This window comes from uncultured Methanobrevibacter sp., from assembly GCF_937898925.1.
In the GTDB taxonomy this organism is placed as follows: Archaea; Methanobacteriota; Methanobacteria; order Methanobacteriales; family Methanobacteriaceae; genus Methanobrevibacter.
The window spans coordinates 1-25,096 of record NZ_CALDKF010000077.1 but is presented as its reverse complement, the minus strand read 5'-3'; the positions used below and the strand labels follow the sequence as shown (position 1 = coordinate 25,096).

The following is a 25,096-nucleotide window of genomic DNA, read 5'->3' as shown; positions in this document are numbered from 1 at the left end:
ATCTTCAGCTCTTTTTGAGATGATATTGCATTTTGACTGCCTATCCTCAATTGCAACGACACGATTGACTTTTTGTGTGAATAATGAGGTTAATTGGCCATAACCGGCACCTATTTCCAATAGGCTTCCTTCCTTTTTAAATGGATACCATATGAATAAGTCGTGTCTGAATGGAGAAAGGAAATAATGAAAATCATAATGATTATTGTTTCTTAAAGCATCAGCATAATCATTGTTTTCTAAAACAATGTCATATATCTTGTTTTCCAAATCTTCATTTTCGTATAGCCTTTGGCAATTCATATTAAAAACCTTTTGTTGTTTTGCAGTAGTTTTTATTTTAATTTTAATTAAGAAAAAGATTAAAAAATTAATCAGTAAATAAATTTTTGTTCATTATTTAATATTATTTATTATTAATCTGATTAATAAGTTTTTAAAGAATTAGTGTTTAAATCTTAAAAGTTTTAAATTTTAAAAAATAGTACGAATAGTAGAAGGGTTAAGATAGTTGAAATTAAAAAGTAAATTTAAAAGAAAAAAGAAAAAAGGTTCGATATTTAGTCGTTTGCTAAATTATCGAAGTATCCTTGGATGAATATAACTGGAGTTCCTTTATCTCCAGAACCACTGGTTAAGTCACATAATGAACCGATTAAGTCAGTCAATACTCTTGGGGTGGTTCCTTCGGTAATCATTTGTCCGGTTAAGTCTTCATCTTTTTGTCTGATTTCTTCTTTGATTGCTTCTTTCAATTCGTCTCCTTTCAAGTCAGCGAATTTATTGTCAGAAACGTATTTCAATTTGATTTCATTAGGATATCCTACCAATCCGTCGGTATGTGCTGGTGAAACAACAGGATCAGCTAATTCCCAAATCTTTCCGACAGGGTCTTTGAATGCACCGTCACCGTAAACCATAACTTCAATTTGTTTGCCGGTAAGGTCAATCAATCTTTTTTGTACTTCTCTAACGAGAGTGTCTCCTGTTTTTGGGAATAATTTTAATCTTTCTTCAGTTGCCTTGTTGGAACCGAGTAATCCGAAATCAGGGTTGCAGCCGGAATCTCCGATAGGTTCAGTTAATACTTCGTGGAGTCCGAATACATGAGCTCCTTCTTCCTTAAGCAATTTTGTGGTTTTTTCTCTGGTATGGATATCACATGTTAAGACATCAGTGTTATAGTCAAGGATTGTTTTTACATCATTTGAGAATACAAATTCAACTTCACAGTCTTCGCTTTCAATCAATTCTCTGTAAAAGTCAATCATGTTGATTCCGGTGAATGGGTGTTTCCATGAACCGAAAGTTTCTTTATATTCATCTTCAGTGATGACGCTTCCTAAATTGTATTCGCTTTTGTCTAAAACTTCTTCATCTAAAATACCGTTTCCTACTTCATCTGAAGGGAAAGAGGTTAAAAGAGTGATCTTGTCCATTGCTCTTGCAATACCTTTTAAGATAATGGAGAATCTGTTTCTACTTAAGATAGGGTTTGTCACTCCAATGTTTTTAGATGGGAACTTGTTTTGTAAGTCTTCTGCAACATCATCTACAGTTACGTAGTTTCCTTCTGAAATACCTACAACTGCTTCGGTAATTGCAACGATATCCTTGTCTCTGAATTCGAATCCTTCACTTTCCTTTGCTGCCATCAATGAATCTACAACTATGGTAGCTAAATCATCGTTTTCTTTAATAATAGGTGTTCTTATTCCACGTACAACAGTACCAACACATCTCATTTTTATTACTCCTAATAAACATAAATTTGTTGAATAAATCCAACAACCTATTTATTTTATTTTTTTAATTGTATTTATATGTTTAGTTTATTTCATTTTCATTGAATATTTTTGGATGTTTTTTATTAATTTTTTTATCCTATTTTTTTAATTATTCAACTATTACAAACATGACAAAAATTATATATATTTTAATAATAATAGTCTTTATCATGAAAGATATTATTAATCCGAATGTAGAAATTCCTGATGATCAGGTAGCTATGGCATTCTTTAGGAGTGTCCGTTGGGTTAATGGAGTCTATTGTCCTAAATGCAAATCATATAACGTTAACAGTAGGGGAAACCAAGGAAGGACCAGAAGATATGTGTGCAAGGATTGTGGCGCTAACTTCAATGACTTTTCAGGAACAATCTTCCATAAGAGCAAAATACCTCTAAATGTGATGTTATATATCCTATTTAATTTAGATAAGAAAACAACCACTCAATTGTCTGAAGAGTTGGATTACAGCAGGCAATGCATTTCAAGGATATCCAAATTGTTTAGGGATAAGTTATTGAGCAATCCAGAATTCTTTGATATAGAGGAATGATTCAAAAATTTTTTCTTAAAAATTCATATTGTTTTTTTTATCAATTTGTATTAATTTTTGAAGAGCCAAAAAATATCAATGTTAGCATATTGGTACATATTTTTTTATTTTTGTAACTTTTATAGTACAAATATGTTAGCATATCGGTATTTAACAATTGTTATATATTTCTCCATTAACCTAGTTAAATCTTTTAAAATGGTTCATATTTTGATGTTTTTCAATTATCTCTTGAAATAATTTATTTTTAGCCCTATTTTTTTAATTTAACACGTTTTTAACTGTTTAAATAATATATATTTATTATCATTGTAGTTATTTTTTGCACTATTAATCTATCATGCCTTTATTTAATGAAAAACATTATATACTTTGTTTATCAATCTTTAATATAAGTAATAAGTTTTTAAATTATATTTTATTAATCCATAAAAGCTAATTGATAAATACCTTTTTAATTTCAAATTAAACCTTTATTTTAATTTATTAGTTTTTTCTAAATTATTAAAATGATTTATAAAAAAACAACTTATTATTTTAAAAGTTTTTATATGAATTGAAATCTCAAAATGAGAGTATATAAGAACCATTTTGTTTAATTTTAAAAATTAAAGTGATTTTTATGGATAAAAAAATTTTAGCAATTATTGCTGTTGTAATTATAGCTCTTGTAGCTGTAGGTGCTTACTTTGCAACCAGCGGTGGCTCTGGTGACAATGTTGTAAGAATCGGTCACTTACCATCCGATCACGACACCGCACTTTTTGTTGCACAAGAAAAGAAAATGTTTGAAGATCAAGGTCTTACTGTTGAATTAACCCAATTTAACAATGGTGGAGACTTAATGACTGCTATGGCAAGTGGAGATATCGATATTGGTTATGCAGGTATCACTCCTGTAATGTCTTCCATTTCTCAAGGAGTTCCAGTAAAAGTTGTTTCCGGTGCTCAAGTTGAAGGAAGTTCCATCGTTGCTAATAAAAACAGTGGAATCAACACTATTGCTGACTTAAAAGGCAAAACTGTAGCAACCCCTGGTGAAGCAACCATTCAAAACATGCTTTTAACCTCTGCTTTAACTGATGCAGGCGTATCTACCAGTGATGTTGAATTCACTACCATGAAAGCTGCTCAAATGACTGACGCTTTAAAAGCTGGTCAAGTTGACGCAATGATCATTTGGGAACCATATGCTTCCATTGCTGTTAAAAACGGTGACGGTAAATTAGTTGAAACCAGTGGAGAAATCATTCCTGGTCACCCATGTTGTTGTGTTGTAGCAAGAGAAGACTTCATCAACAATCATCCTGAAGAATTGAAAAAAGTCTTAGCTGCTCATGAAAATGCAACTGCATTCACTAACGAAAACCCTGCAGAAGCAGCTGCATGCTTACCTGAAGACATTGTGCCTGACCAAGAATTGCAAGCAGGTGTAATCAAAGACACTACTTTCATTTCCGGTTTAGATAGCAGTTACAAAGAAAATGTAATGGACTTCATGAACCTTGAAGTTAAATTAGGTCTTTTACAAAAACCTTTAACTCAAGATCAAATCTTCGCAGATTTATAAATTTATAAGACTTGCTCTATTTGAGCAATTCTTATTTTTTCTATTTTTTTTCAATATTTTTATTATTTTTAATTTTTCCTTCTCATTTACAATTGACTTTTTTTAAATGCTAAATTATATATATTAAAGAAAGTTAATTATTAATATATGAATGATATAATTCATTAATTAATTATTTTTGATTTTCGATTTCTAATCGGTGATATTAATTGTTAGTTAATAAATTATATTAAAACAATTTAAGATAGTGATTTAATGGATATTAAGAAAGAATTATTACCATTTATCTTACCGGCAATACTTCTCATTATTTGGTATTTGCTTACTGATGGTTTGCATTTGATTCCATACTATATTTTACCAAGTCCTTTAAACGTATTCACTGCGGCTTGGACTTTAATAAGCAATGGAAAACTGTTCATGCATACCTCAAGCACTCTTGTAAAAGTATTTTCAGGTATTATCCTTGCATCAGCAGTTGCAATTCCTTTAGGAATAATTCTTGGATGGTATGAAACTTTAGATAGATTAAGTTCCTTGATCATTAGTATCTTAAGGCCTATTCCACCTATCTCTTGGATTCCATTTTCCATTTTATGGTTTGGTATAGGTTTATCTTCCGCAGTATTCGTAATCTTTATCGGTTGTGTATTCTCTGTACTTGTATATACCATTGACGGTGTAAAGAGAACCGATAAGGTATTGATTGAAGCTGCTCAGACTTTAGGTGCTAACAATTGGAATATCTTGACTAAAATCGTGCTTCCTTCTGCATTGCCTTACATTGTATCAGGGCTTAAGGTAGGAGTAAGTATCGCATTGATGTGTACCGTATCCGCTGAGATGATTGCTTCAAGCAGAGGATTAGGATACATGATCTTGACTGCAAGTCAATTGTTCCAGCCAGGAACTGTTGTAGTTGGTATGATAATTATTGGTTTAATCGGTATTTTATTTGATTATGGATTTAGAAAAGCACAAGATAGAATATTCTGGTAATTAAAGTAAAGAAGAGAGAATAATTACCAGTTTCAGTATATTAATAAAAGGTGTTTATATTGGCAATTGATATAAAAAATGTTTCTAAATCATTTATTACTAAAGATAAAGATTTCATGGCTTTAAAAGATGTCAATTTGCATGTTGATGATGGAGAGCTCATCTGTCTTTTAGGGCCTTCCGGTTGTGGGAAAACAACCCTTCTAAGAATGGTTGCAGGTTTGGAAAAACCTGATGAAGGTGAGATTTACGATAGAGGAGAACTTGTAGAAGGTCCTTCTAAGGAAAGGGGGTTCATTTTCCAACAATATTCTTTATTCCCTTGGTTAAATGTTTTAGATAATGTAATGTTTGGTTTAAATTTATCCGGAGAGCATAGTAAAGAGGAAAATCTTGCTGCTGCTGAAAGATATCTTGAAAGAGTTGGATTAGCTGACTTTAAATACAGTTATCCTCATGAGCTTTCAGGTGGTATGAAGCAAAGGGTAGCTATTATTCGTTCCTTATTGAACCACACTCCTGTCTTGCTTATGGATGAGCCGTTTTCAGCAGTTGATATGTTGAATAGGCATACCTTGCAGGAACAATTGATTGGAGTTTGGAAAAGATTCGAAACCACTATTCTTTTCGTCACTCACGATGTTGATGAAGCGGTCTATTTGGCAGACAAGATTGTGATCATGGATAAAAGGCCAGGTAGAATAAAAGACGTGGTAGAGGTTCCTCTTGAAAGACCTCGTCAAAGAGAATCAAGAGAGTTCTTGGATTTCCAAGATGAAGTTGAAAAGCTTTTAGGAGTCTGGGAACCGTAGAAATAACGAGTTTTAAATTTGTTACAAAAATTTATCACTTTTTATAGTGATAATTCTTTTTTTATTTTTTAATTCTTTAAAAAAGAGTTAGCTATTTTTTATTTTTTTATCTTAAAAAGAGAGCACTATTTTTATTTTATAATAATTTAGAATTAAAATTAGGATTTAAAGTACCGTATCTGCCGTTTTTAACGGATTCGTAAATGAATTTGGTGGATTTTTTTATAGCTATTTTTAAATTATCCTCATCTTTACTATTTTTATCATTATTGTTTAATAAAACAAGATTTGCACAAATTGCAGCAGATAGGCTGCATCCTGTTCCATGCAAATTGTCAGATTTGATTAGATCCTGATGTAAAGTGCTTAATTCATCTTTTTCCTTATTGTAAATGATGTTTGTTCCATTAAGGTGTCCACCAGTAATCATTACATTGCAGTATTCCCCAATCTTATATGCTGCTTCCTTTGCATCTTCAACACTTTCAATTTTCATTCCTGAAAGTTTTTCTGCTTCAGATACATTAGGAGTTACAAGAAGTGTTTTTTCAAGGAGATATTTCTTTAAAGCATCAGCTATTTCCATCTTTGCAAGTGCATCTCCTGCACTAGCTACCATCACTGGATCAACAACTATGCTTAAATTGTATTCATCGACCTTTTTACTTACAAGTTGGATGATTTCTTTTGAGTATAAGAGGCCTGTCTTTGAGTATTTGATAGTGTACTCATCAAAAATAGAATCTATCTGCTCAGAGATATATGTAGTGCTAACAGGTTCAACAGAAAACACTTTTTTAGGGTTTTGTGCAGTGAGTGCAGTGACTGCTGCACATGCATGAACACCATGAGCTGCCATGGTCTTGATGTCAGTGCTTATTCCTGCTCCTCCTGAAGGATCGAATCCTGCAATTGTTAGTCCTATCATAATATCACGCAAATGTTTTTTATAAAATTCTAAAAAAATTAAAAATTAAAAATAAGAAGGCAAATAGTTAAAAATTATTCATCTCTAGTGACCTTAAGCCTTTCATGGCCACGGAATGATTCAACCTTGATACCAAGTGATTCCAAGTATTTCTTGGTTTCTGTTCCATTTCCATGAAGCATGATTTCACCAAGGTCTTCAGTGGTGTTTACATCAAGTGCCATATAGAATGAGTCATGAACCAATGGGACCAATTTCTTCTTTTCAGCCTCTTCAATATGCTTTTTGAAACTGAATCCGCCGAATTTCATGTCAATGGACAATGGCTTGATGATTAAAGCATTGGTTCCTCCACCTTTTGAAGGAACAATGATGAAATCAAGGTTTTTTGCTTGGTCAATTAGAAGCTTGATATTGGTCTTTCCAATCAATGGAATGTCAGATGGCAAGATAATGACTTTTCTTGTTTTCTTTCTGGACCATTTCATAGCTTGCTTTAAAGCTTTGTTTAAAGGGCCTTCATCACCATTTTTTGAAGCTTTAGATGACTTGTGGTCCTCTTCAACAAGTGCAGTAAGTTCCAATTCCTCTGCATATGCCAAAACCTCTTCATCCTTACTTATTATTATGATATCATCTACAATAGGCTTTAATGTGATTGCAATGTCCTTTAGCATTGCCTTTAAAAGATTTTTTCTCTCTTCAGGTGATAAAAAAGGAGATAATCTTGTTTTAGCATTTGCAAATTGGTTCACTGGAATTATTGCATAAATCTTATCCATTTCCATTCCTCTATGATTCTAATGTCTTGATTTAAATTTATTTTAAATATTTTTAAACTAGTAAGTTTTAGCCATTAAAGCTAAATGTTTAGCTGGGTTTCCACAATGTGGACAGACCTTATCGGTTTCAATGCCCTCTTCATTTATACCAAGGATATCCACGCCGGTTTCCTCTTCAATCGCCTTTCCACATTCCTCGTCTCCGCACCAGTAGAACTTAACGACCTTTCCTTCATCAACAATGTCAGAAACATTGTCAAGACTGTCTAAGGTTACTATTTTCTCTTCCTGTTTAGCCCAGGAATTAGCTTTCATGCTTTCTTCAACTTCAACTAATAAGTCTGATACCTTTTCAGCAATGTCGTCGTCTAAGCTTACTTCAATCTTTTCACCAGTGTCTCTTCTTCCAAGGATTGCTACATTGTTGTTTAAGTCTCTTGGTCCTAATTCGAATCTGAGAGGAGTTCCTTTGAGTTCCCAATCAAAGAACTTTTTACCAGGTCTGATGTCTCTTGTATCCATTTGGACTCTTATTCCTTTAGCTTCCAATGCATCCTTGATTTCATTACATTTAGCCATCACTTCCTCTCCACCATCCTTGAAGATGATTGGAATGATAGTGATTTGCTTTGGAGAGATTTCAGGAGGCAATTGAAGACCTTTCTCATCTCCATGAGCTGCAATTGCTGCTGCAATCACTCTGTCAGAGATACCGTAACAGGTTTGATAAGCATATTCATGGTTTCCTTCCTTGTTCTCGAAGGTGATTTCAAAGGTATGTGCAAAGGTTTGGCCTAAGTTGTGAACAGTACCAATCTGCAATGTCTTTCCATCCGGCATGATTGTATCGAATGCCATGGTGTATTCTGCACCTGGGAACTTGTCCCATACAGGTCTTTTGCTGATGAGATAAGCGATTCCAAGTCCGTCAAAGAATTTCTTGTAGAGTTCGATACCTGTTTCAACCTGTTCTGCAGCCTCTTCAGCGCTTGAATGAACTGTGTGAGCTTCTGCAAAGGTAGTGATTTCTCTTACTCTAATAAGAGGTCTTGTATGTTTGGTCTCATATCTGAAGGTGTTTACAACTTGGTATTGCTTGATAGGAAGGTCAATGTGTGATCTTACCCATAATGCAAACATAGGGTACATTGCGGTTTCACTGGTTGGTCTGATTGCAAGCTTTTCATTTAATTCTGTCTGACCACCATGAGTAACCCAATATACCTCATCTTCAAATCCCTTTACATGAATTCCCTCTTTTGCAAGTTCCGCTTCTGGAATGAGTAAAGGAAATAGGGTTTCATCATGCTCTTTGTCCATCAAGTCTCTAAATATGTTTAAAGTTGCTCTTCTGATTTGAAATCCATAAGGACGCCATACAGCCATTCCCTTAATAGGATATCTTGAATCGGTTATATCTGCATTTTCTAAAATGTCATGGAACCATTCACTAAAATTTTCCACATTATCACCTAATTTTTATAAAATAATAAGTTTTAAATTGTTAAATCATTAATAAAATTTTTATATTACTTTTTTATCATTGATTTATTTTATAATAGTATTATTATGTTTTTAATTTATTATATAGTTTTTTAGTAGAAGACTTTTAAAGCAAAACTTATTTAATTTATTGAAAACATATATTAAAATAATATTAAATAACATGCTAAAAATTTAAGAATATTATAGATTCTAAAAAATTATTCAATGGAAAATTGATTTTTAAGGAGATAATATGGATTCTAAAACAATTCAAATGCCAAGAGAAGTGCATATTGGACCTAATGTCCTTGATGACATAGGTGAAATATGCAAGAATTTACGCTTGTTTGATGAAGCTCTTGTCGTATCAGGTTTTCATACATTTGATGTGGCAGGTAAGCGTACAGTAGAAGCTTTGGAAAAGTCTGACTTTGGAGTTGAAGTTGTAAAGGTAAAGGATGCTTCAATGGAGTCTGTTGAGATGGTGCAAGAAAGAATAGCTAACGCTTCTGTAGTCTTAGGTGTAGGTGGAGGAAAGATCATTGATGTAGCAAAGCTTGCTTCCACAAATGCACATAACTATTTCATTTCTGTTCCAACAACCGCTTCCCACGATGGTATAGCATCACCAATGGCTTCAATAAAAAATGATATGGGTTCAGTTTCCAAAAGCGCTAATTCTCCTATGGCTGTTGTAGCTGATACAGGCATCATTAACGATTCTCCTTTTAGATTAATTGCTTCCGGTTGTGCAGATATTGTCTCCAATTACACTGCAATAAAGGATTGGAAATTGGCATACAGATTAAGAAATGAGCCATACAGCGAGTCTGCTGCTGCATTGTCTGAAATGACTGCAAAGCTTATCATAAAGTCTTCCGACAGTATTAAGGAAGGGCTTGAGGAAAGTGCAAGAATTGTTGTTAAGTCATTGTTCAGCAGTGGTATGGCAATAAGCATTGCAGGTTCATCAAGACCTGCAAGCGGTTCAGAACACTTATTCAGCCATGCTTTGGATAGAGTTGCCAAAAAGCATGCATTGCATGGTGAGCAATGTGGTGTAGGAACAATTATGATGATGCATTTGCATGGTGGAGATTGGAGATCCATTCAAAATATATTAAAGACAATAGGCGCTCCAACAACTGCAGCTGAATTGGGTGTAGATGATGATGAAATCATTGAAGCATTGACAATTGCCCATACAATAAGACCAGAAAGATACACCATTTTAGGCGATAATGGGCTGACAAGAGATGCAGCTATTAAATTGGCTAAGAAGACTGAAGTCATTTAGCTTTGATTATTATTCTTGAATCTGTTTAAGATTCATGTTTCCTTTTAAGTTTTTAGTGTGTTCAATAAGTTTAAAATTTATAAAGGAATGATTATATGATTACATTGATTGGTAAGGAATTGGCAAGGGAAGGAGTGAGCTTTGTATTTTATGAGCCCGCAGAGGAATGTTCGGACTGCAGGTTCAAGGCATCATGTGTAGACTCCCTAAAGAAAGGTCATAGGTATACAATTACAGAAGTTAGGGATGTTGAACAGAAATGCCCTATCCATGAGAACGATAAGGTTCAAGTGGTTGCTGTTGAGAATGCGGAATTCACTATCCTAACTGATTCAAAAGGGGTCTTTGAAGGATCAAGCTTTGACTTCAAACGTCAAGGATGTTCAAACAAGGACTGTGATTTCAGGCATATGTGTTTCCCAGATGGAATCTCCAAAGAGGAGAAGGGAGTTTATGTAAAGGATTTAGGTAAGTTCAAGGACTGTCCTAAAGGAAACGCATTGGTTAAATGCATTGTTAAAATTCAAGATAAATAATTTAATTTATTATGCATAGTTTCAATTTACGATAATTAGTTTATATTATTAATGATTATTATTTGGTGTTAATTATGAGTCAAATGAAAAAGGATTGCGGTTATGCTGCAGCTGATTTGGTAAAAGACGGTCAGGTTTTAGGTCTTGGTACAGGTTCAACCACCCTTTACTTTATTGAAAAGGTAGGTATGAGAGTAAGGGATGAAGGAATTGAAGTCATTGGAATTCCAACTTCTTTCCAATCAAGATTGCTTGCTCGCCAATGGAACATTCCACTTACAGACCTTAGTGAACATGAAATCGATTTGGCTGTTGATGGTGCTGATGAAATCGATCCAGACTTCAATTTAATCAAGGGTGGAGGAGCAGCACACACTTTGGAAAAGATTGTTGATTATTCTGCAGATGAGCTTGTTATCATTGCAGATGAATCCAAGCTTGTAGATGTCTTAGGCGCTTTCCCCCTTCCTATTGAAATCATTCCAGAGTCCTTAAATCCTGTAACAAAGGCATTGGAGGATATGGGTGGTAAAGTGGACATAAGAATGGGTCAAGCTAAAGATGGGCCTGTAATAACTGATAATGGAAACTTCATCTTGGATGTTGCATTTGGTCAAATAGACAATCCTATACCTATGGAAAAAGAGTTGAATACCATTCCAGGTGTTGTAGAGAATGGATTGTTCACTGAAATGGTTGATAAGGTCATTATCGGTTCTAAAGATGGTGTAAAATACTTATAGTTTTATGGTATTTTTATTTTTTTCTTATTTTTTTCTTATTTTTTTTAATTTATTTTTATTTTAATTTATTTTATTTTTAATTAGTTTTTCATTTTTCTTTTCATCAATTTTTAACTATTTTTTTAAATCATTCACTTACTTAAAGAATAGTATATATAATAGAATTGAGAAAATTTAATATAATTCTAATATTAATTAATTCTCTTTTAAATTAATTTTTATTCAATAATTTTTCAAATTTATTCATTATGTTTAAAATTGATTAATCTCTTCTTATTAATTTATTAGAATGTTTATAATTCAAAATTCAACTAACTATAAAGAATAATGTATTTATTTAGGATTTGAGCAAATGAAAGTTGTTATCGTTGGTGGTGGAGCTGGAGGAATATCCACAGCTTCAAACCTTAGAAGATTAGATAAGGAAGTTGAAATTATTGTACTTACAAGAGATAATCATGTCTCTTATTCCCCTTGTGCTATCCCTTACGTATTGTCAGATAGAATCCATTCATTTGATGATATCGTAATGAGATCTGTTGATGATTACAAGGCAAAGAACATTGATGTCATGCTTGAGACTGAAGTCACTGCTGTTGATAGCGCTAAAAAAACAGTAACCTATCTAAAGGATGGGAAAGAGAATACCATGAGCTATGACAAATTGGTATTGGCTACTGGTGGAAGTCCATTTGTACCTCCTATGAAAGGGGTTGATTTAGATGGTGTATTCAAGATAAGGACCTTGGATGACGGTAAAAGAGTCAAGGAATGGGCTGGAAACTGTGAAAGCGCTTTGGTTACAGGTGCAGGATTAATCGGTATTGAAATAGCATATGCATTCAAGAAAATGGGATTGAAGGTAACATTATGTGAAATGTTGCCTCAAATCGTTCCACGTTCCTTAGACCCGGATATGGCTAAAATAATTACAGACTACTTGATTAGTGAAGGCATTGATGTTGTGCTCGGCCAACCTATCACTGAGCTTAAAGGTGAAGATGGCAGAGTGAAGACCGCAGTCTTTGAAGATGGAACTGAAGCGAATGCAGATATGGTCATCTTGGCTACTGGTGTAAGGGCAGAGCTTACATTGCCTAAAATGGCTGGATGTGACTGTGGAAGATGGGCTGTGCTTGTAAATGACAGAATGGCAACAAGTGTGCCTGATGTTTATGCAGTTGGTGATTGTGTAGAGTCCTACAGTGCAATACTTAGATCAAACACAGTTTCCCAATTAGGTACAACTGCTGTAAGGCAAGCGAAGACATTGGCTCAAACCCTTGCAGGAAAACGTTCAAGATTCAATCCTGTCTTGAATTCAATGGTTTCCAAAGTGGGTAAATTGGAATTCGGTGCAGTAGGCCTTACAAGAAGCTTTGCTCAACAGAACAGCATCAAGGCAGTTGTAGCAAAGGTTGAAGCATTGACAAGGGCAAGATACTATCCAAATGCTAAGCCAATGAACGTTAAGGTAATCTGTGATGCAGATGGTACAATCATTGGATGCCAAATCATTGCAGAGGAAAGGGTGGCTGAAAGAATTGATACAATGACTTTAGCTATCACTCAAGAGCTTACATGCTTTGAATTAAGCAATATGGAGTTTGCTTATGCACCTCCAGTGTCTATGGTTATTGACCCATTGGTAATGGCTGTAGAGGAAGTAAGTAAGAAGTTTGATAATTAAATAAACTTTTTATTTATTTTATTTTCTTTTTTTATTCTTTTTGCAATGTTTAATTTTTATTTTTACATTTAAATTCTAATTCATTTTTTCTCTTTTTAATTTAGTTCAATCAGCTATTTTTCTCTTAAAAAAATAATATTTTTTTAACTATATTTGCAAATTTTAATTTTTATTTTTGCACTATTTTTCTTAAAAATCACTACTTATTTATATAACTGTAAATATATAATATAATGATAAATCTTTTATTATAATCAATTTTTATTATTATCATTTAAGATTTAATTTTCAATTTTATAAAGCATTTAAAAATTAATTAAAATAACTAAAAATACTATCGGATTATTGGAGAGGATTTAATTGACTAAAATATTTATTTCATGTGCACTTCCATATGCAAATGGTCCATGTCATTTAGGGCATTTGAGATCCACTTACATTCCAGCTGACATCTATGCAAGATACAACCGTATGGCTGGAAATGATGTATTGATGGTTTGTGCAACTGACGAGCATGGTACTCCAATTGCTGTAAAGGCAGATGCTGAAGGCAAGGAACCTATTGAGGTTGCAAAACGTTACCATGACATGATTGTAGAAGACATTAATAGCTGTGACATTTCCTTTGATAACTTTGCAAGGACAACTGATGAGATTCACTATCAAATCTCACAGAACTTCTTCAAGTACCTCTATAATAAGGGCTTGATCTATGAGGAAACCATCCAACAGCTTTACTGTGAAAACTGTGAAAAGTTCTTGCCAGACAGATATGTTGAAGGAATCTGTCCAGTATGCGGTGCAGAAGCAAGAGGAGACCACTGTGAAGTTTGTGGTAGAGCATTGGACCCTATTGAACTCGTTGAACCTAAATGCTTGACTTGCGGAAACACTCCAGTCATTCGTGACAGTACACAGTACTTCTTTAAATTAAGTCATTTCCAAAAGCCTCTTGAAGAATACATAAGCACAAACCCATACTTACCTCCAAACGTAAGGAACTATGCACAAAACTGGTTGAAGGAAGGTCTTCAGGACTGGATCATGACCCGTGACATGAAATGGGGTATTCCAGTACCTTTAGAAGGTGCAGAAGGTAAGGTTATTTACGTATGGGGAGAAGCATTCATCGGTTACATGTCCTCTGCTGCAGCTTGGTCCAGAAGAACTGGCATTCCATGGGAAGACTATTGGAATGGTCACGTTGTTCATTTCATCGGTAAGGATATCATTTACCACCACTCATTGTTCTGGCCTGCAATGTTGCTTGGACGTGACTGCAAATTGCCTGATGACATCTTTGCAGGAGAGTTCCTTTCACTTGAAGGCAGAAAGATGTCCACCAGTAAGAACTGGGTTGTTTGGGTGGCAGACTTCGTAAAGGACTTCGATTCAGATTTATTAAGATACTACCTTACAATCAATGCTCCATTGAATAAGGACACTGACTTCTCTTGGGATGAGTTCCAAAGAAGGGTAAACGATGAATTGGCAGATGTAATCGGTAACTTCCTCCACAGAACATTCACTTTCACCAAGAAGTTCTTTGATGGAAAAGTGCCAGAATATAAAAACCCAAGTGAAGCTGACTTGGAATTTGAGCAAGCAATCAAGGAATTGCCTGATAAGGTAGGGGATTTGATTGCTGACATGAAATTCAGGGAAGGTTTGGTTGAAATCATATTGACTGCCAAAAAAGGTAACAAGTACTTCAATGACCAAGAGCCATGGAAAGCTGTAAAAGAAGATATGGAAAAGGCTTCAAACTGCTTATACTTATCCAATCAATTATGTAAGGCAATGGCTGTTCTCTTAAAGCCTTACATTCCAAACAAGGCAGATGCAATCTGCAATATAATAAACATTCCAACTGAAAACACTTGGGATGATGCAAAGGTCTTCTTGGAAACCGGCCATGAAATCAACAAGGCAAAACCATTATTCAAGAAGATTGAAGATAAAGTGATTGAAGCACAAAAAGAAAAATTATACAAGAATTTAGAGACTCAAGAAAACGAATCTAAAGATGATAAAAAGGACGATAAGAAAAGTAAAGAGTCTAAAGATGAAGGTGAAAAAATGGATTTAATTAGTATTGACGAATTTGCTAAAGTGGAAATTAAGATAGGTAAGATTTTAGAATGTGAAAAGATTGAAAAATCCAACAAGTTATTAAGAACTCAAATTGATATCGGTGACAAAACCATTCAAGTAATTGCAGGTTTAGGTAAAAGATACGCTCCTGAAGATTTAGTAGGCAAAAAAGTACCTGTTGTAACCAATTTAAAACCGGCTAAGCTCATGGGTGAATTATCTGAAGGAATGATCATGGCTACTGAAAGTGCAGCTATCTTAACTCCTGATGATTGTGAAATCGGCGAATTACTTATGTAATTTGTCTTTTTTCAATTTTTAAGATAATTATAATTATTTAATCATTACAAAGATTTTTATTAAACGAAATTTAATTTATAATATCCTATTAAACTATAGGTTCTTGGCGGCAAACCTATAAAAGTCCTCACGGTGATATTATGGATGAATCATTGATGATAACAGAGTCTGAAAAATTTCTAAATCAAATAGAGAAAGAAAGATTAGATTTAACTAATCTAAAGAATGATTTTAAGGATTTAGAGTCATTTTTAGAAATCTATGAACTTCTTAAAGGAAATTTGGATAAGCTTCAGGAAATGAAGGAAAGCATGGATGAAAGAGGTTACACTGCTCCATTCAGATCCTTAAATCGTTATGGGTCCCGTGTAAGTGAGGATGTTGATTTTGAGGAATTAGGCGAAATAAGTCGCCATAATCAAATCTTCAGAAACAAGGCATCTGCCAAGAAGAACAGTTTTGATAGGGTAAAATATGCTATTTCTGCTCATAGAATCGCATTAGGCAATCTTGAGGAATATGCTAAAATAAGATGCAAGGACTGCAAGAAGTCCTATCGTGTAAGCAGTTTCCTCGATAATGGAAAGGCCTGCAAGTGCGGTTCCTCTAATTTTGAATTCAAGATTAACCATTCAGGTGTTCACAGACTTGAAATAATTCCGTATCTTCCATTGTCCGGTAATTACATGGTCTTGATGTCAGGTCTTTCAAGTTGGGGAAGGGAATCCTTCAAAAGGGTTCTAAACATCTTAAAGCAGCAAAGAAGAGGGGTTGTAAAGACAGTAACTCCTATTGTCAAGTATAAGGAAAACGGCAGAACAATCACAAAAAGGGTTCCTCTTGACAGCGAGTTTGCAGACAGCTATGAAGACGAGCTTAGAAGAAGATTCGGTAAGGGAGTTCGTATTGAAAGATTGGAATTCCACAGAACCAAGCCGACCATCATCAATGACAAGCACACATGCACCAATTTGGCCCTTGCTTATGTAAAGCATGCTGAAGATATTGTAGAGCGTCATGGAGAAGCTATTTTTGAAGACAAGATCAAGGATTTGAACAACCTTAAGATTTATGATGAGATAATATATTCTGTCAATCTTGAAAAGCCTGAATTCATTGATTCAAGCGATTTGGAGGATTGGAGAAAGGATAAGATTAACAAGACCCTTGAAGAGTTAGGATTGATAGACAAGTTCGGTCATCTTGATAGGGGATTAAAGAAAGACCTAAAGGAAAGGGAAAAGATAAAGACAAAGATTTTTGCAGACATTGCCCCTACATTGATATTGTGGGACATTTCCAAATACTATTTATGCACTTCCCAAGATAGGCGTAAGCGTTACGGCTCACCTTTCCCTTACATTCGTGGAGACATAGACAGGCAACAGCGTAAGGTATTCCAGAATCCACACACTCAAGTTGTTGAACTTTTAAGGGAGAAGGAAAAAGAGCACATCTTGTCTGTTCCCGATATGGATTTACTGTTGCATAAGAAATTCAAGTTTGAAGGAAGAATAAAGAACCTCAACATCAAGTTGAATTATGCTGCTGTAGGTCCAGCTATTGTATTCACCAATTCCAATTACAGCATAAAAGAAGTATCCTATGCATTTAAAGTAGGTGAAAAGAGCATTAAACGTGAAATAAATAATATGAAGAGCATTAGAAAACCTAACACTAAACGTTCCAGAGACTTTATTGATTTGGTTAAGAACAAATCTTAACTTTTCCTTAAGGAGATTTTTCTATGGTTGAAGACTTTGATGAGTTTGACGATTTTGATGATGAATTCGATGATGATTTCGAGGACATTGATGATTTTGAAGATTATGATGATTTCGAAGACTTCGACGATGAGACACTAGATTTTGACAATCTTGATATCGAGTCAAAGGAAGAGTTGGATATCTTTGATGAAAAGCCTTTGGAATTGGATTCCGATTATGACATCAATGCTGTAGAAGTTCATATCTCAACACAGCTCACTTCCCAAAAAATCATTCAATTGATGGACACTTATCCATCTTTAAAGAGAATCACTTGTCCTCAAAGCATTTACAATAGGATTTCTCCAGATTATATTAAGGCCTTAGATAATTTAGGGGTTTCAATTGAGATAAAATATAATTGGGGCAAGAAAAAGTATTCAATGACTCAAATCAATCAGGTAGTTGACCTATTCAATGAGGGAAAACGTTCTGATGAAATTGCTTCTGAACTTGAGATGCCAATAGCTAATGTGAATTACATAAAATCAAAATATTTTGATAAGATCAATGTTAAGCATTATAAAAGAAAGTATGATGATGAGTGTAGGCAAAAGGTAAAGTCCATGAGGGAAAGTGGATTGAAACCTAAAGAGATTTCTAATGAACTCAACATTCCTGTAAGATCTATTTACTATATTTTGAATAAAAAATAATTTTTTTATTTCTAATTTTTTATACTATGCTATTTTTCAATTTTTAATTTTTCATGATTTTTTAATTAAAAATATTAATTTTTAGATGCCAAATTTTAGCAAAAAAATTCAACATAATAATTTTTAAAACATAATTAATATTTTTAATAGTAATTTTTTAGCTATTAATTTAATTAATCGTTTCTTCAAAATAATTGATTCATATTATTTATTTGTTATTTTAATATTCTCGTATGTAGATACCCTTATAATAATATACCATTTTCACTAATTTATCATAAATTTTCAATAATTTTCACAATTAAAAAAATTTTTAAATTTTATAAAAAGTTTATTTATTATAAATCATATAAACTAAATTAATTACTTAAAACAATTAATTTAAAAAAATAATTTTGCTTTTTAAAATGATTAAATAATATTTGGTGTAAAAATGTCAAGTTTAATTTCAATTCCCATATTGCCTTTAGTTGTAATTGCATTGATATGTGGGATATTATCATTTATCAGTACTCGTTTGGTAATGCCTTGGCTTATCCGTAAGCTTGAGAAGGCAGAAATCATAGGAAAGGATATTCATAAATCCTCACGTCCTATTGTAGCTGAAATGGGTGGTATAGGTATACTATTTGGTTTTGTCATAGGCATATTTGCTGGAATCATACTTTTCCCTACTTTGACCTTCCAGTTAGCTATTGTTCTTGTAGTTGTCTTGATTGTTGGAATAATCGGTATGGTAGATGACTTGATTGTTCTCTCATCTAAGGAAAAGCTATTCTTGCTCTTTTTGGCAGGTATTCCATTATGGTGGATTGCACCTCCAAATGTAGGTCTTTTGTACATGATCTTGATTCCAATAGCTGTTTCAATATGTTCCAATTTAACCAATATGCTTGCAGGATTGAATGGTATTGAATCAGGTCTTGGAGTTATCTCAATGACTTCACTTACAATCAGCTGTATCATTCTTGGAAAATACGATGTGGCTATTATAAGCATGAGCATGTTAGGTACATTAATCGCTTTCTTGTATTACAATAAGTATCCTGCTAAGGTTTTCCCTGGAGATACAGGTACACTTATCATTGGTGCAACCATTGCAGCCATTGCATTTATCGGTAGGGTAAAATTGATTGCTTTCATTGTACTTCTTCCTAATATCATTGATGCTGCACTAAAATTCTACAGTGCAGGAGTTATGGAAAGACAACAGCATCAGCCTACTCAATTGAATGAGGATGGAAAATTGGTAAGGCCTGAACAAGGATTCAAGTCATTGATTAGGTTTGTTTTAAGAAAGCCAGTTGATGAAAAGACTGCTGTAATGATGATTTGGGGTATTGGCATTATATTTGGTATAATTGGAATAATTGTAGCTATTCTAATGCCTGGTGTAACTCACAATCAAACATTTGCACAATTCATCCATTTGAAAGATTATTTATATTATTTAGGATAATAATTCCTAATAATCTTTTTTTAATTTTTTTACTATTTTTTATTTCAAATTTATCTATTTTCTATTTTTTTAATATTTTTTTCAAACCCAAACTACATTTGCCGTAGTAAAACTATACTTGTTTGAAATTGCAGGATTAAACAGTTTATTTGTAATGTTTTCGCTATTGAATGATTGGGTTATGCTTTTTCTAACATTATAATTTATTCTGTCTCCAACTGCTTCCTTCTCTTCCTTTGTTCTTACATCTGGAGAGGATGCATAAACCTTCAATTGTATTCTTGTTCTATTGAAATTGTCCTTTCCCTTAATAGATTGGTTAATCCTGATTATTTTTATGCACTTTTCTCTAAGCAATGACTGTTTCTTGAAATCCTTTGAATAGTTGTCATAGGATTCCTTTGGATAAATTGCCAATCCATTTGATGAAATTCCTTCAAAAGCGCCTTCTCTTGCTGAAGCCATTGCAACATTCAATTCATTTGCATCAATAATTGAATTTGCTAATAAAATTGCTGTAATAAGTGCAAAGCTAATGAGTAGCAGTAATTCTACAGTAATTTGGCCTTTTTTATCAATTTTCATAATATTCCTTCGAATTAGGTAAAAAATCTCTTTTAGTTTTCCACTTGTCTGATCAGTATTGAACTTTGATTGATTGTATCAGTATGGTTGTCATTTACCAAGGTTTTTTCAATCAGATATGTTCTTCCATTATACAATTCCATACTTTCTATTGTCTTATTGCTTGAATCTACAAGTTTTATTGGATTTATAGCTGATTTTCCATCTCTTTTATTGAATTCAACAATTGTTTCCCTTTCATTTACTACAATCCTGTAAAAGTTTCCATCAATGGATTCTGGCATTTTGATCTTCTTTCTAAATCCATATCCATTTGAATTCACCTCATTTATAGAGTTTGCAATATGATTTGCCAAAATCCTTCCTTTGCTGTTTTCATGGATTTCAATATTGGAATTCAAGCTATTTTCTATCATAGGCAAATTGATAATTAAAAGCAGTATTACAATCAATGTGCAAAATAAAAGTTCTATATTGATTATTCCTTTTGAATCCATAGGTACTCTTTTAATTTTATTATTATTTAAATATTTGCTAATATTTCAAGTAAATCTAATTGTATAATTGTTATTTTTCAATTTAATTATAATTTAACAATTTTTTTATAATTTCGAATGTTTAAATCAATATTTTAATCATTTAGAAAAATTTCATTATAAAAAATTATTTAAAGTATTGAATTATAGTATAATATATAAAAACTGATTTTTTAAAAAATATCATTAAATTTTCGGCTATTTATGGTCATGAGAACTTTAGGAGTAATTGAATGGTTTTAGTTTCTTATTTGAATCCCCTATCACAGGAAGGAAGGAATATAGTAAGGGGATTAGGCGGTCTTGAGGAGATATATTCCCAAAATGATGATCTTATGGATATTGTTATCCATACAAACCGTCAAACCATTTCCAATCAGGAAGTTGTTCCTGAAACTCTCGTAGATTTGGCTATAAATAGAATAAAATGGTATATTGAACGTAAAAACAATAAGAATTTCAATCCTAACGATTATGCCTACTTTTCCAATGAAATGATTGCTGAATATGATACCATTGCCTTTCATATATTAGCACAAGCAATCGCTAATAAGTTTAGGCCAGGTTCCCGTGAGGTTAAGCTGTTTGTGGAATCTCAAGGACTGATGATTGAGGATAGGTTAATCAAGCTTCCGCTATCAGAAAGGAAAGAGGCTGTAGATAAGATCTTAAGCGATTTGCTTATTCAGGATGGCATTGAATGGTCTTTCCTAAAGGATTTGATTGCCACTAAGAAATTATCATTGACAGACCTTGTTCTTCAGAATGGTGAAATAGTTTTGGATAGGGAAGAGTTTGTTTTCTCATTTGGTGATGAATTCACTGACAGGTCTCCAGATAGGATTTACGACATATTGATTGGAGATAACCTTAGAGAGCTTATTTTAACTAAATTGCTGATGCAAAACACTGAGGATTACATAAAGTCAATTCAGGACCAATTGGCTATAGTCGAAATGCACCCTGCAATTGTGGAATTAGGTGAAATTCTTGATGAGGCAATTACAGAATCATTAGCTAAATACAGCACTTATTATGCAAGCGGTGGCGCTTACGGCAATATGGAAATTGGAAAACTCATTAGGGAAGCTTTCCCACCATGCATTGAAAACACTGTAAATGGTGTTTCATCTGGTGGAAGAAATGATGCGATTGTCCTTCTTTTAACTTCATTCGTATCCTATGCAAGGCTCTATCCAGGTATTTTCGGTTCAGACAGAACAGTAAAGGTTTCAGACATTGATACAAACCTGAACATTACATTAAATGAGATATTGCCACTTATCTTTGAAGCAGCAGACAACTGTACACCTCCTTTATTTGAGGATCAGCCTCAAGAAAAGATAAACATCATTTCAAAATTAGGATTTGGAATGCATGAGGAAGTAAGTCTTGAAAATGAGGGGGAGACCAAATGGTACACTCCAATGAGCTGTGAAAAGATCAAGATGCATCTTCCGCACCTTTGTAAGGAAAATAAGGATTGCGCTAAGATAAACAATCCATTGAGCTATTATTCGAGGAAAAAGTGGATAATGAGCAAAAATGGTGAATTGCCTTCTGATAACTCTAAAGAGGATTCTAAAGAATAGCATTATCTTAATTTTAAAATAGTTTATGATTAATAGGTATAGTCATCCTCATCGTAGTATCTTAGGATTATTGAATGTTCGAAGTCTTGATAGTTGTTGAAATGGTATTCCTCGTAATCTTCAATGAGAATCTTTATTTGCCTTTCCTTTTTATCAATTGATTCTATCCTGCAGAACTCATCCAAGAGTTCTGGGTCATAGTCATCGAAATACTCTTCTTCCTCTTCTTTTTTCAATTTGAATTCAAGGAACCTTTCGTATTCATCACCATCTAGAATTTCCTCTTCATCATACAATTCCTCTTCAGATTCAATCTTATAGAGTTCAATGTGGTCATTGTCATGGCTCATGTCAAGCAATTCGTTTATATTCAATCCGATTCCTTGAACCTTTCCTGTCTTTAGGTTGATGATTGTTTTTCCAGTTGATTCATAAGCTGTCCAGTTATCAAGTGCAGGCTCTATGATTTCCCTTATGCTTAAGCTTTCTATAAGTCTTCTAAGTTCCTCTTCACTTAGCATTTCTATTCTCCATTTCGCTTTTTTAGCTATTTTTCATAAGCTATTTTAATTACAATAAGTTTTAAGTATTACCTAAATCATAAATATTTTTACTTATATATAATATTTATTTAAATCCATTAAAAACTTTATTTAATTATTTTTATTTTTCGAATTTGACTTTTGGTGATTTTATGTTTGGCACTTCAAGTATTCAGGAAAGAAGAAGATACTACAGGGAGGAATGGTCTGAAAAGGACATCCCTGACTTTATCGCAGAGGGAATCACTAAAAGGGAATTCGGTTTTGACCATTTAGGGCATGGCCCTAACGATAGATATAAGGTATTTTTCGGAACAAGGCCTTTAAAACGATTTTTAAGAACAAAAGCCCCTTTTGCAGCATACATTTCAGTAGCATTCTATGCAAATCCAAGAAATCGTGGAGGATGGGAAAAGGCAGAATACATATTTGACATAGATGCAAAGGATTTGCCTATCCGTTCCTGCAGTTGCGATGGAGTCTGTGAGATTTGCTTAGGTGAAGCCCTTGAGAGGGTAAACATCATGCTAGACACCTTAAAAGGAGATTTAGGCCTTAAGAACATACATCTCATTTATTCTGGCAGAGGATTCCACATAAGGATACTTGATCCTGTAATGATGGAAGCGGACAGTGACTTGAGAGGAGAGGTTTTGAAATATGTTGCAGGTGCCGAAGTTCCAAAATCACAGTATCCAAATCCAAGTGGAAAACCTTATAATTTTGAGCATTTCTCAATTCCAATAGCTTATCCTGCTATTTTCACTGAAAAAGTTAAATACAACATTCTTCACTTGAAGGGAGATGAAAAGCTTGATGGAATCAACAATAGATTGTTGAAGGACATCGTGAAGAATAGGGATTGTCTTTATGATGATGATTGGGGTTCATTCAAGCAAGCGATTGGTCCAAGAAGGTATAAGGATATGGTGAATGCAATGGCAAGAGTAAACCTTGCAACAATCGATGCAAAGGTAACCATTGACTTAAAGAGAATCTTAAGACTTCCAAGTTCACTTCACTCTAAAGTGAGCATGAAATGCGTTGAGGTAAAGAATCCTGAAACATTTGATCCGTTCAAGTCAGCTGTTCCTAAGTTCGTTTATGAAAGAAAGGATGAATCCATTGCAGAAAAATAGATGTTTAAGTTTCTATTGAAATTATACTTTTTTTAATAAAAAATAGATATTTTTTTAATTTTTTTGCTGATAAGATTATACTTTTTTTAATAAAAAATAGATATTTTTAAATTAATCCTAAACAAATATATTATTAAGAATTAATTTATTTAATTTATTAATTTCATTAAGGAGGTTCAATATGTTGAATAAGAAACTTATAATCGGTTTTATTATTGCATTGATTGCTCTAATCGTAGTTGGTTTTGTTGCATTGAATTTTGTTCCTCAAAATGACATTCTTGATTTGAACTTAACAGACAATGCAACTGAAAACATTACTGAAAATCTAACTGAAAACTTAACGGTCAACATTACAGATGATGCAGTTAACGGTTCAGAACTTGCAGCTAATGAAACTGCTGTTGTAGATGCAAACAATACTAATGCAAGTTCCGATATCGATGAAGGAGATGTATTGAAAAAGCAAACTTTCACTGTCACAGCAAATGAAACTGGTCAGTATAAAGGAATGGAACCTGGAACCTATGTACTTTACTACACAGAAAACGATGGTCCTATCAAAATCGATAAAGTAGGATAATTAAATTTTTAATTTTTTTACTTTCTTTTTTCTTTTTTTTAAATTTTTTTAATTTTTAATTTCTAAACTTTTTTATTTTTCATCTAATAATTTTTTTACACATCTAAATAGCATAGAGAGATTTTTACTTATTTCTTCGTGTCTGCCTACATTTAAAAATGTTGTTTTTCTTTTCTTAATTTCTATTTTTTCTTCACTTTTTTCTAGCATTTTCCCATAATTTATAATGTTATTTAATACATATAATTCTACTGGTGATAAATATATGAATCAAGTAAGACTGACAGCAGCCATTGAACATCTTAAATGTCGACAGGTTGAAAATCCTGAAAGTCTGCAAGAGGCAATGGAAGAACGCAAAGAGAGAATTGCGTTTTATCAGGGATTCTCGCCAGACAAGTTATTGACTATGACCGAGGATGATTTCTACAAATATATCAGTCGCTTATGGGCGATGATTATTTGGGGAAATAAAAAATTTGTAGTCGATAAGATTATTGCTGATAACGGTTTTGACAACGTAAAAAAACAACTGGCTGAATTGCTCTTCGGTTCAAACGATATTATCAAACGTTGGGATAATTTCTTGAAAAAAATCAAGGGAATGGGACCGGCAACGATTAGTGAGTTGCTGTCATATTACAACCCTGATGAATACATG

At 33.3% G+C, this 25,096-nt stretch carries 23 protein-coding genes and 1 pseudogene; 16 read left to right on the top strand and 8 right to left on the bottom strand.

Going from position 1 to position 25,096, the window contains the following annotated elements; translation table 11 throughout:
- Together Q0409_RS06240 and Q0409_RS06235 are read right to left on the bottom strand one after the other, a co-directional pair.
- Positions 1–303, bottom strand: a pseudogene (locus Q0409_RS06240) (hypothetical protein); the annotation flags it as partial.
- A 257-nt stretch (positions 304–560) separates the two neighbouring features.
- Positions 561–1,745: a coenzyme F420-0:L-glutamate ligase gene (locus Q0409_RS06235; RefSeq protein WP_298536151.1), complete on the bottom strand. Its 1,185-nt coding sequence runs from the start codon at positions 1,743–1,745 to the stop codon at positions 561–563.
- A 212-nt stretch (positions 1,746–1,957) separates the two neighbouring features.
- On the opposite strand from Q0409_RS06235, the gene Q0409_RS06230 reads away from it, so the two are divergent.
- The 4 genes from Q0409_RS06230 to Q0409_RS06215 all read left to right on the top strand — a co-directional run bounded on the left by Q0409_RS06230 (position 1,958) and on the right by Q0409_RS06215 (position 5,722).
- Positions 1,958–2,341, top strand: coding sequence for a transposase (locus Q0409_RS06230; protein WP_295606642.1), 384 nt, complete (start codon positions 1,958–1,960; stop codon positions 2,339–2,341).
- Between the two features lie 622 nt (positions 2,342–2,963).
- Entirely contained in the window at positions 2,964–3,911 is a 948-nt protein-coding gene (locus Q0409_RS06225) for an ABC transporter substrate-binding protein (protein WP_298536149.1), read from the top strand.
- A 255-nt stretch (positions 3,912–4,166) separates the two neighbouring features.
- Positions 4,167–4,910, top strand: coding sequence for an ABC transporter permease (locus Q0409_RS06220; RefSeq protein ID WP_298536147.1), 744 nt, complete (start codon positions 4,167–4,169; stop codon positions 4,908–4,910).
- A gap of 59 nt (positions 4,911–4,969) precedes the next feature.
- A complete protein-coding gene (locus tag Q0409_RS06215; RefSeq protein ID WP_295606652.1) occupies positions 4,970–5,722 on the top strand; it encodes an ABC transporter ATP-binding protein in 753 nt (250 codons plus the stop codon).
- A 136-nt stretch (positions 5,723–5,858) separates the two neighbouring features.
- Here Q0409_RS06215 and thiD read toward each other — a convergent pair whose 3' ends face one another.
- The 3 genes from thiD to proS form a co-directional block, all read right to left on the bottom strand.
- The gene (gene thiD / locus Q0409_RS06210) at positions 5,859–6,650 is read right to left on the bottom strand and encodes a bifunctional hydroxymethylpyrimidine kinase/phosphomethylpyrimidine kinase (RefSeq protein WP_298536145.1); all 792 of its coding nucleotides are present in this window, start codon (positions 6,648–6,650) and stop codon (positions 5,859–5,861) included.
- 74 nt (positions 6,651–6,724) lie between these two features.
- Positions 6,725–7,432: a 2-phospho-L-lactate guanylyltransferase gene (cofC, locus tag Q0409_RS06205; RefSeq protein ID WP_298536143.1), complete on the bottom strand. Its 708-nt coding sequence runs from the start codon at positions 7,430–7,432 to the stop codon at positions 6,725–6,727.
- 57 nt (positions 7,433–7,489) lie between these two features.
- Positions 7,490–8,896 carry a proline--tRNA ligase gene (gene proS / locus Q0409_RS06200; protein WP_298536141.1) on the bottom strand — a complete coding sequence of 469 codons (1,407 nt, stop codon included), beginning with the start codon at positions 8,894–8,896 and terminating at the stop codon, positions 7,490–7,492.
- A 274-nt stretch (positions 8,897–9,170) separates the two neighbouring features.
- On the opposite strand from proS, the gene Q0409_RS06195 reads away from it, so the two are divergent.
- The 8 genes from Q0409_RS06195 to Q0409_RS06160 all read left to right on the top strand — a co-directional run bounded on the left by Q0409_RS06195 (position 9,171) and on the right by Q0409_RS06160 (position 19,458).
- Positions 9,171–10,214, top strand: coding sequence for an NAD(P)-dependent glycerol-1-phosphate dehydrogenase (locus Q0409_RS06195; protein ID WP_298536139.1), 1,044 nt, complete (start codon positions 9,171–9,173; stop codon positions 10,212–10,214).
- A gap of 95 nt (positions 10,215–10,309) precedes the next feature.
- Complete coding sequence (locus Q0409_RS06190) at positions 10,310–10,750, top strand: UPF0179 family protein (protein WP_296856841.1); 441 nt, start codon at positions 10,310–10,312, stop codon at positions 10,748–10,750.
- A gap of 74 nt (positions 10,751–10,824) precedes the next feature.
- Positions 10,825–11,493, top strand: coding sequence for a ribose-5-phosphate isomerase RpiA (gene rpiA / locus Q0409_RS06185; RefSeq protein ID WP_298536137.1), 669 nt, complete (start codon positions 10,825–10,827; stop codon positions 11,491–11,493).
- Positions 11,494–11,845: 352 nt separating this feature from the next.
- Positions 11,846–13,183, top strand: a complete 1,338-nt coding sequence (locus Q0409_RS06180) for an FAD-dependent oxidoreductase (RefSeq protein ID WP_298536135.1) — start codon at positions 11,846–11,848, stop codon at positions 13,181–13,183.
- 360 nt (positions 13,184–13,543) lie between these two features.
- Positions 13,544–15,577: a methionine--tRNA ligase gene (gene metG / locus Q0409_RS06175; protein ID WP_298536133.1), complete on the top strand. Its 2,034-nt coding sequence runs from the start codon at positions 13,544–13,546 to the stop codon at positions 15,575–15,577.
- A gap of 140 nt (positions 15,578–15,717) precedes the next feature.
- The gene (locus Q0409_RS06170; protein ID WP_298536130.1) at positions 15,718–17,301 is read left to right on the top strand and encodes a DUF530 domain-containing protein; all 1,584 of its coding nucleotides are present in this window, start codon (positions 15,718–15,720) and stop codon (positions 17,299–17,301) included.
- 23 nt (positions 17,302–17,324) lie between these two features.
- Positions 17,325–17,999 (top strand): hypothetical protein, encoded by a 675-nt coding sequence (locus tag Q0409_RS06165; RefSeq protein WP_298536129.1) that lies wholly within the window; start codon positions 17,325–17,327, stop codon positions 17,997–17,999.
- A 433-nt stretch (positions 18,000–18,432) separates the two neighbouring features.
- Positions 18,433–19,458 (top strand): multidrug transporter, encoded by a 1,026-nt coding sequence (locus Q0409_RS06160; protein ID WP_298536127.1) that lies wholly within the window; start codon positions 18,433–18,435, stop codon positions 19,456–19,458.
- An 81-nt stretch (positions 19,459–19,539) separates the two neighbouring features.
- Here the strand turns inward: Q0409_RS06160 and Q0409_RS06155 are convergent, their stop codons facing one another.
- Complete coding sequence (locus Q0409_RS06155) at positions 19,540–20,043, bottom strand: hypothetical protein (RefSeq protein ID WP_298536125.1); 504 nt, start codon at positions 20,041–20,043, stop codon at positions 19,540–19,542.
- Positions 20,044–20,075: 32 nt separating this feature from the next.
- Entirely contained in the window at positions 20,076–20,540 is a 465-nt protein-coding gene (locus tag Q0409_RS06150; RefSeq protein WP_298536123.1) for a hypothetical protein, read from the bottom strand.
- Between the two features lie 272 nt (positions 20,541–20,812).
- Here Q0409_RS06150 and priL point away from each other — a divergent pair, with 272 nt between their 5' ends.
- Entirely contained in the window at positions 20,813–22,171 is a 1,359-nt protein-coding gene (gene priL, locus Q0409_RS06145; RefSeq protein WP_298536121.1) for a DNA primase large subunit PriL, read from the top strand.
- Positions 22,172–22,200: 29 nt separating this feature from the next.
- On the opposite strand, the gene Q0409_RS06140 is transcribed toward priL, so the two are convergent.
- On the bottom strand, positions 22,201–22,692 hold the full coding sequence (locus Q0409_RS06140; protein WP_298536119.1) for a hypothetical protein: 492 nt from the start codon (positions 22,690–22,692) through the stop codon (positions 22,201–22,203).
- A 173-nt stretch (positions 22,693–22,865) separates the two neighbouring features.
- Here Q0409_RS06140 and priS point away from each other — a divergent pair, with 173 nt between their 5' ends.
- From priS to Q0409_RS06125, 3 genes are all read left to right on the top strand, one after another.
- The gene (gene priS, locus Q0409_RS06135) at positions 22,866–23,852 is read left to right on the top strand and encodes a DNA primase catalytic subunit PriS (protein ID WP_298536117.1); all 987 of its coding nucleotides are present in this window, start codon (positions 22,866–22,868) and stop codon (positions 23,850–23,852) included.
- Positions 23,853–24,033: 181 nt separating this feature from the next.
- Positions 24,034–24,435, top strand: coding sequence for a hypothetical protein (locus Q0409_RS06130; RefSeq protein WP_298536115.1), 402 nt, complete (start codon positions 24,034–24,036; stop codon positions 24,433–24,435).
- Positions 24,436–24,700: 265 nt separating this feature from the next.
- Positions 24,701–25,096, top strand: a 396-nt coding sequence (locus Q0409_RS06125; RefSeq protein WP_298536113.1) for a hypothetical protein, incomplete at its 3' end; no start/stop codon positions are given.

Coding starts and splice junctions, on each gene's coding strand:
- Q0409_RS06180 (WP_298536135.1), top strand. CDS start 11,846: ATGAAAGTTGTTATCGTTGGTGGTGGAGCTGGAGGAATATCCACAGCT.
- Q0409_RS06130 (WP_298536115.1), top strand. CDS start 24,034: ATGTTGAATAAGAAACTTATAATCGGTTTTATTATTGCATTGATTGCT.
- thiD (WP_298536145.1), bottom strand. CDS start 6,650: ATGATAGGACTAACAATTGCAGGATTCGATCCTTCAGGAGGAGCAGGA.
- Q0409_RS06235 (WP_298536151.1), bottom strand. CDS start 1,745: ATGAGATGTGTTGGTACTGTTGTACGTGGAATAAGAACACCTATTATT.
- Q0409_RS06165 (WP_298536129.1), top strand. CDS start 17,325: ATGGTTGAAGACTTTGATGAGTTTGACGATTTTGATGATGAATTCGAT.
- Q0409_RS06140 (WP_298536119.1), bottom strand. CDS start 22,692: ATGCTAAGTGAAGAGGAACTTAGAAGACTTATAGAAAGCTTAAGCATA.
- priS (WP_298536117.1), top strand. CDS start 22,866: ATGTTTGGCACTTCAAGTATTCAGGAAAGAAGAAGATACTACAGGGAG.
- cofC (WP_298536143.1), bottom strand. CDS start 7,432: ATGGATAAGATTTATGCAATAATTCCAGTGAACCAATTTGCAAATGCT.
- Q0409_RS06155 (WP_298536125.1), bottom strand. CDS start 20,043: ATGAAAATTGATAAAAAAGGCCAAATTACTGTAGAATTACTGCTACTC.
- Q0409_RS06150 (WP_298536123.1), bottom strand. CDS start 20,540: ATGGATTCAAAAGGAATAATCAATATAGAACTTTTATTTTGCACATTG.
- priL (WP_298536121.1), top strand. CDS start 20,813: ATGGTTTTAGTTTCTTATTTGAATCCCCTATCACAGGAAGGAAGGAAT.
- Q0409_RS06160 (WP_298536127.1), top strand. CDS start 18,433: ATGTCAAGTTTAATTTCAATTCCCATATTGCCTTTAGTTGTAATTGCA.
- Q0409_RS06195 (WP_298536139.1), top strand. CDS start 9,171: ATGGATTCTAAAACAATTCAAATGCCAAGAGAAGTGCATATTGGACCT.
- Q0409_RS06170 (WP_298536130.1), top strand. CDS start 15,718: ATGGATGAATCATTGATGATAACAGAGTCTGAAAAATTTCTAAATCAA.
- rpiA (WP_298536137.1), top strand. CDS start 10,825: ATGAGTCAAATGAAAAAGGATTGCGGTTATGCTGCAGCTGATTTGGTA.
- Q0409_RS06220 (WP_298536147.1), top strand. CDS start 4,167: ATGGATATTAAGAAAGAATTATTACCATTTATCTTACCGGCAATACTT.
- Q0409_RS06225 (WP_298536149.1), top strand. CDS start 2,964: ATGGATAAAAAAATTTTAGCAATTATTGCTGTTGTAATTATAGCTCTT.
- Q0409_RS06190 (WP_296856841.1), top strand. CDS start 10,310: ATGATTACATTGATTGGTAAGGAATTGGCAAGGGAAGGAGTGAGCTTT.
- Q0409_RS06230 (WP_295606642.1), top strand. CDS start 1,958: ATGAAAGATATTATTAATCCGAATGTAGAAATTCCTGATGATCAGGTA.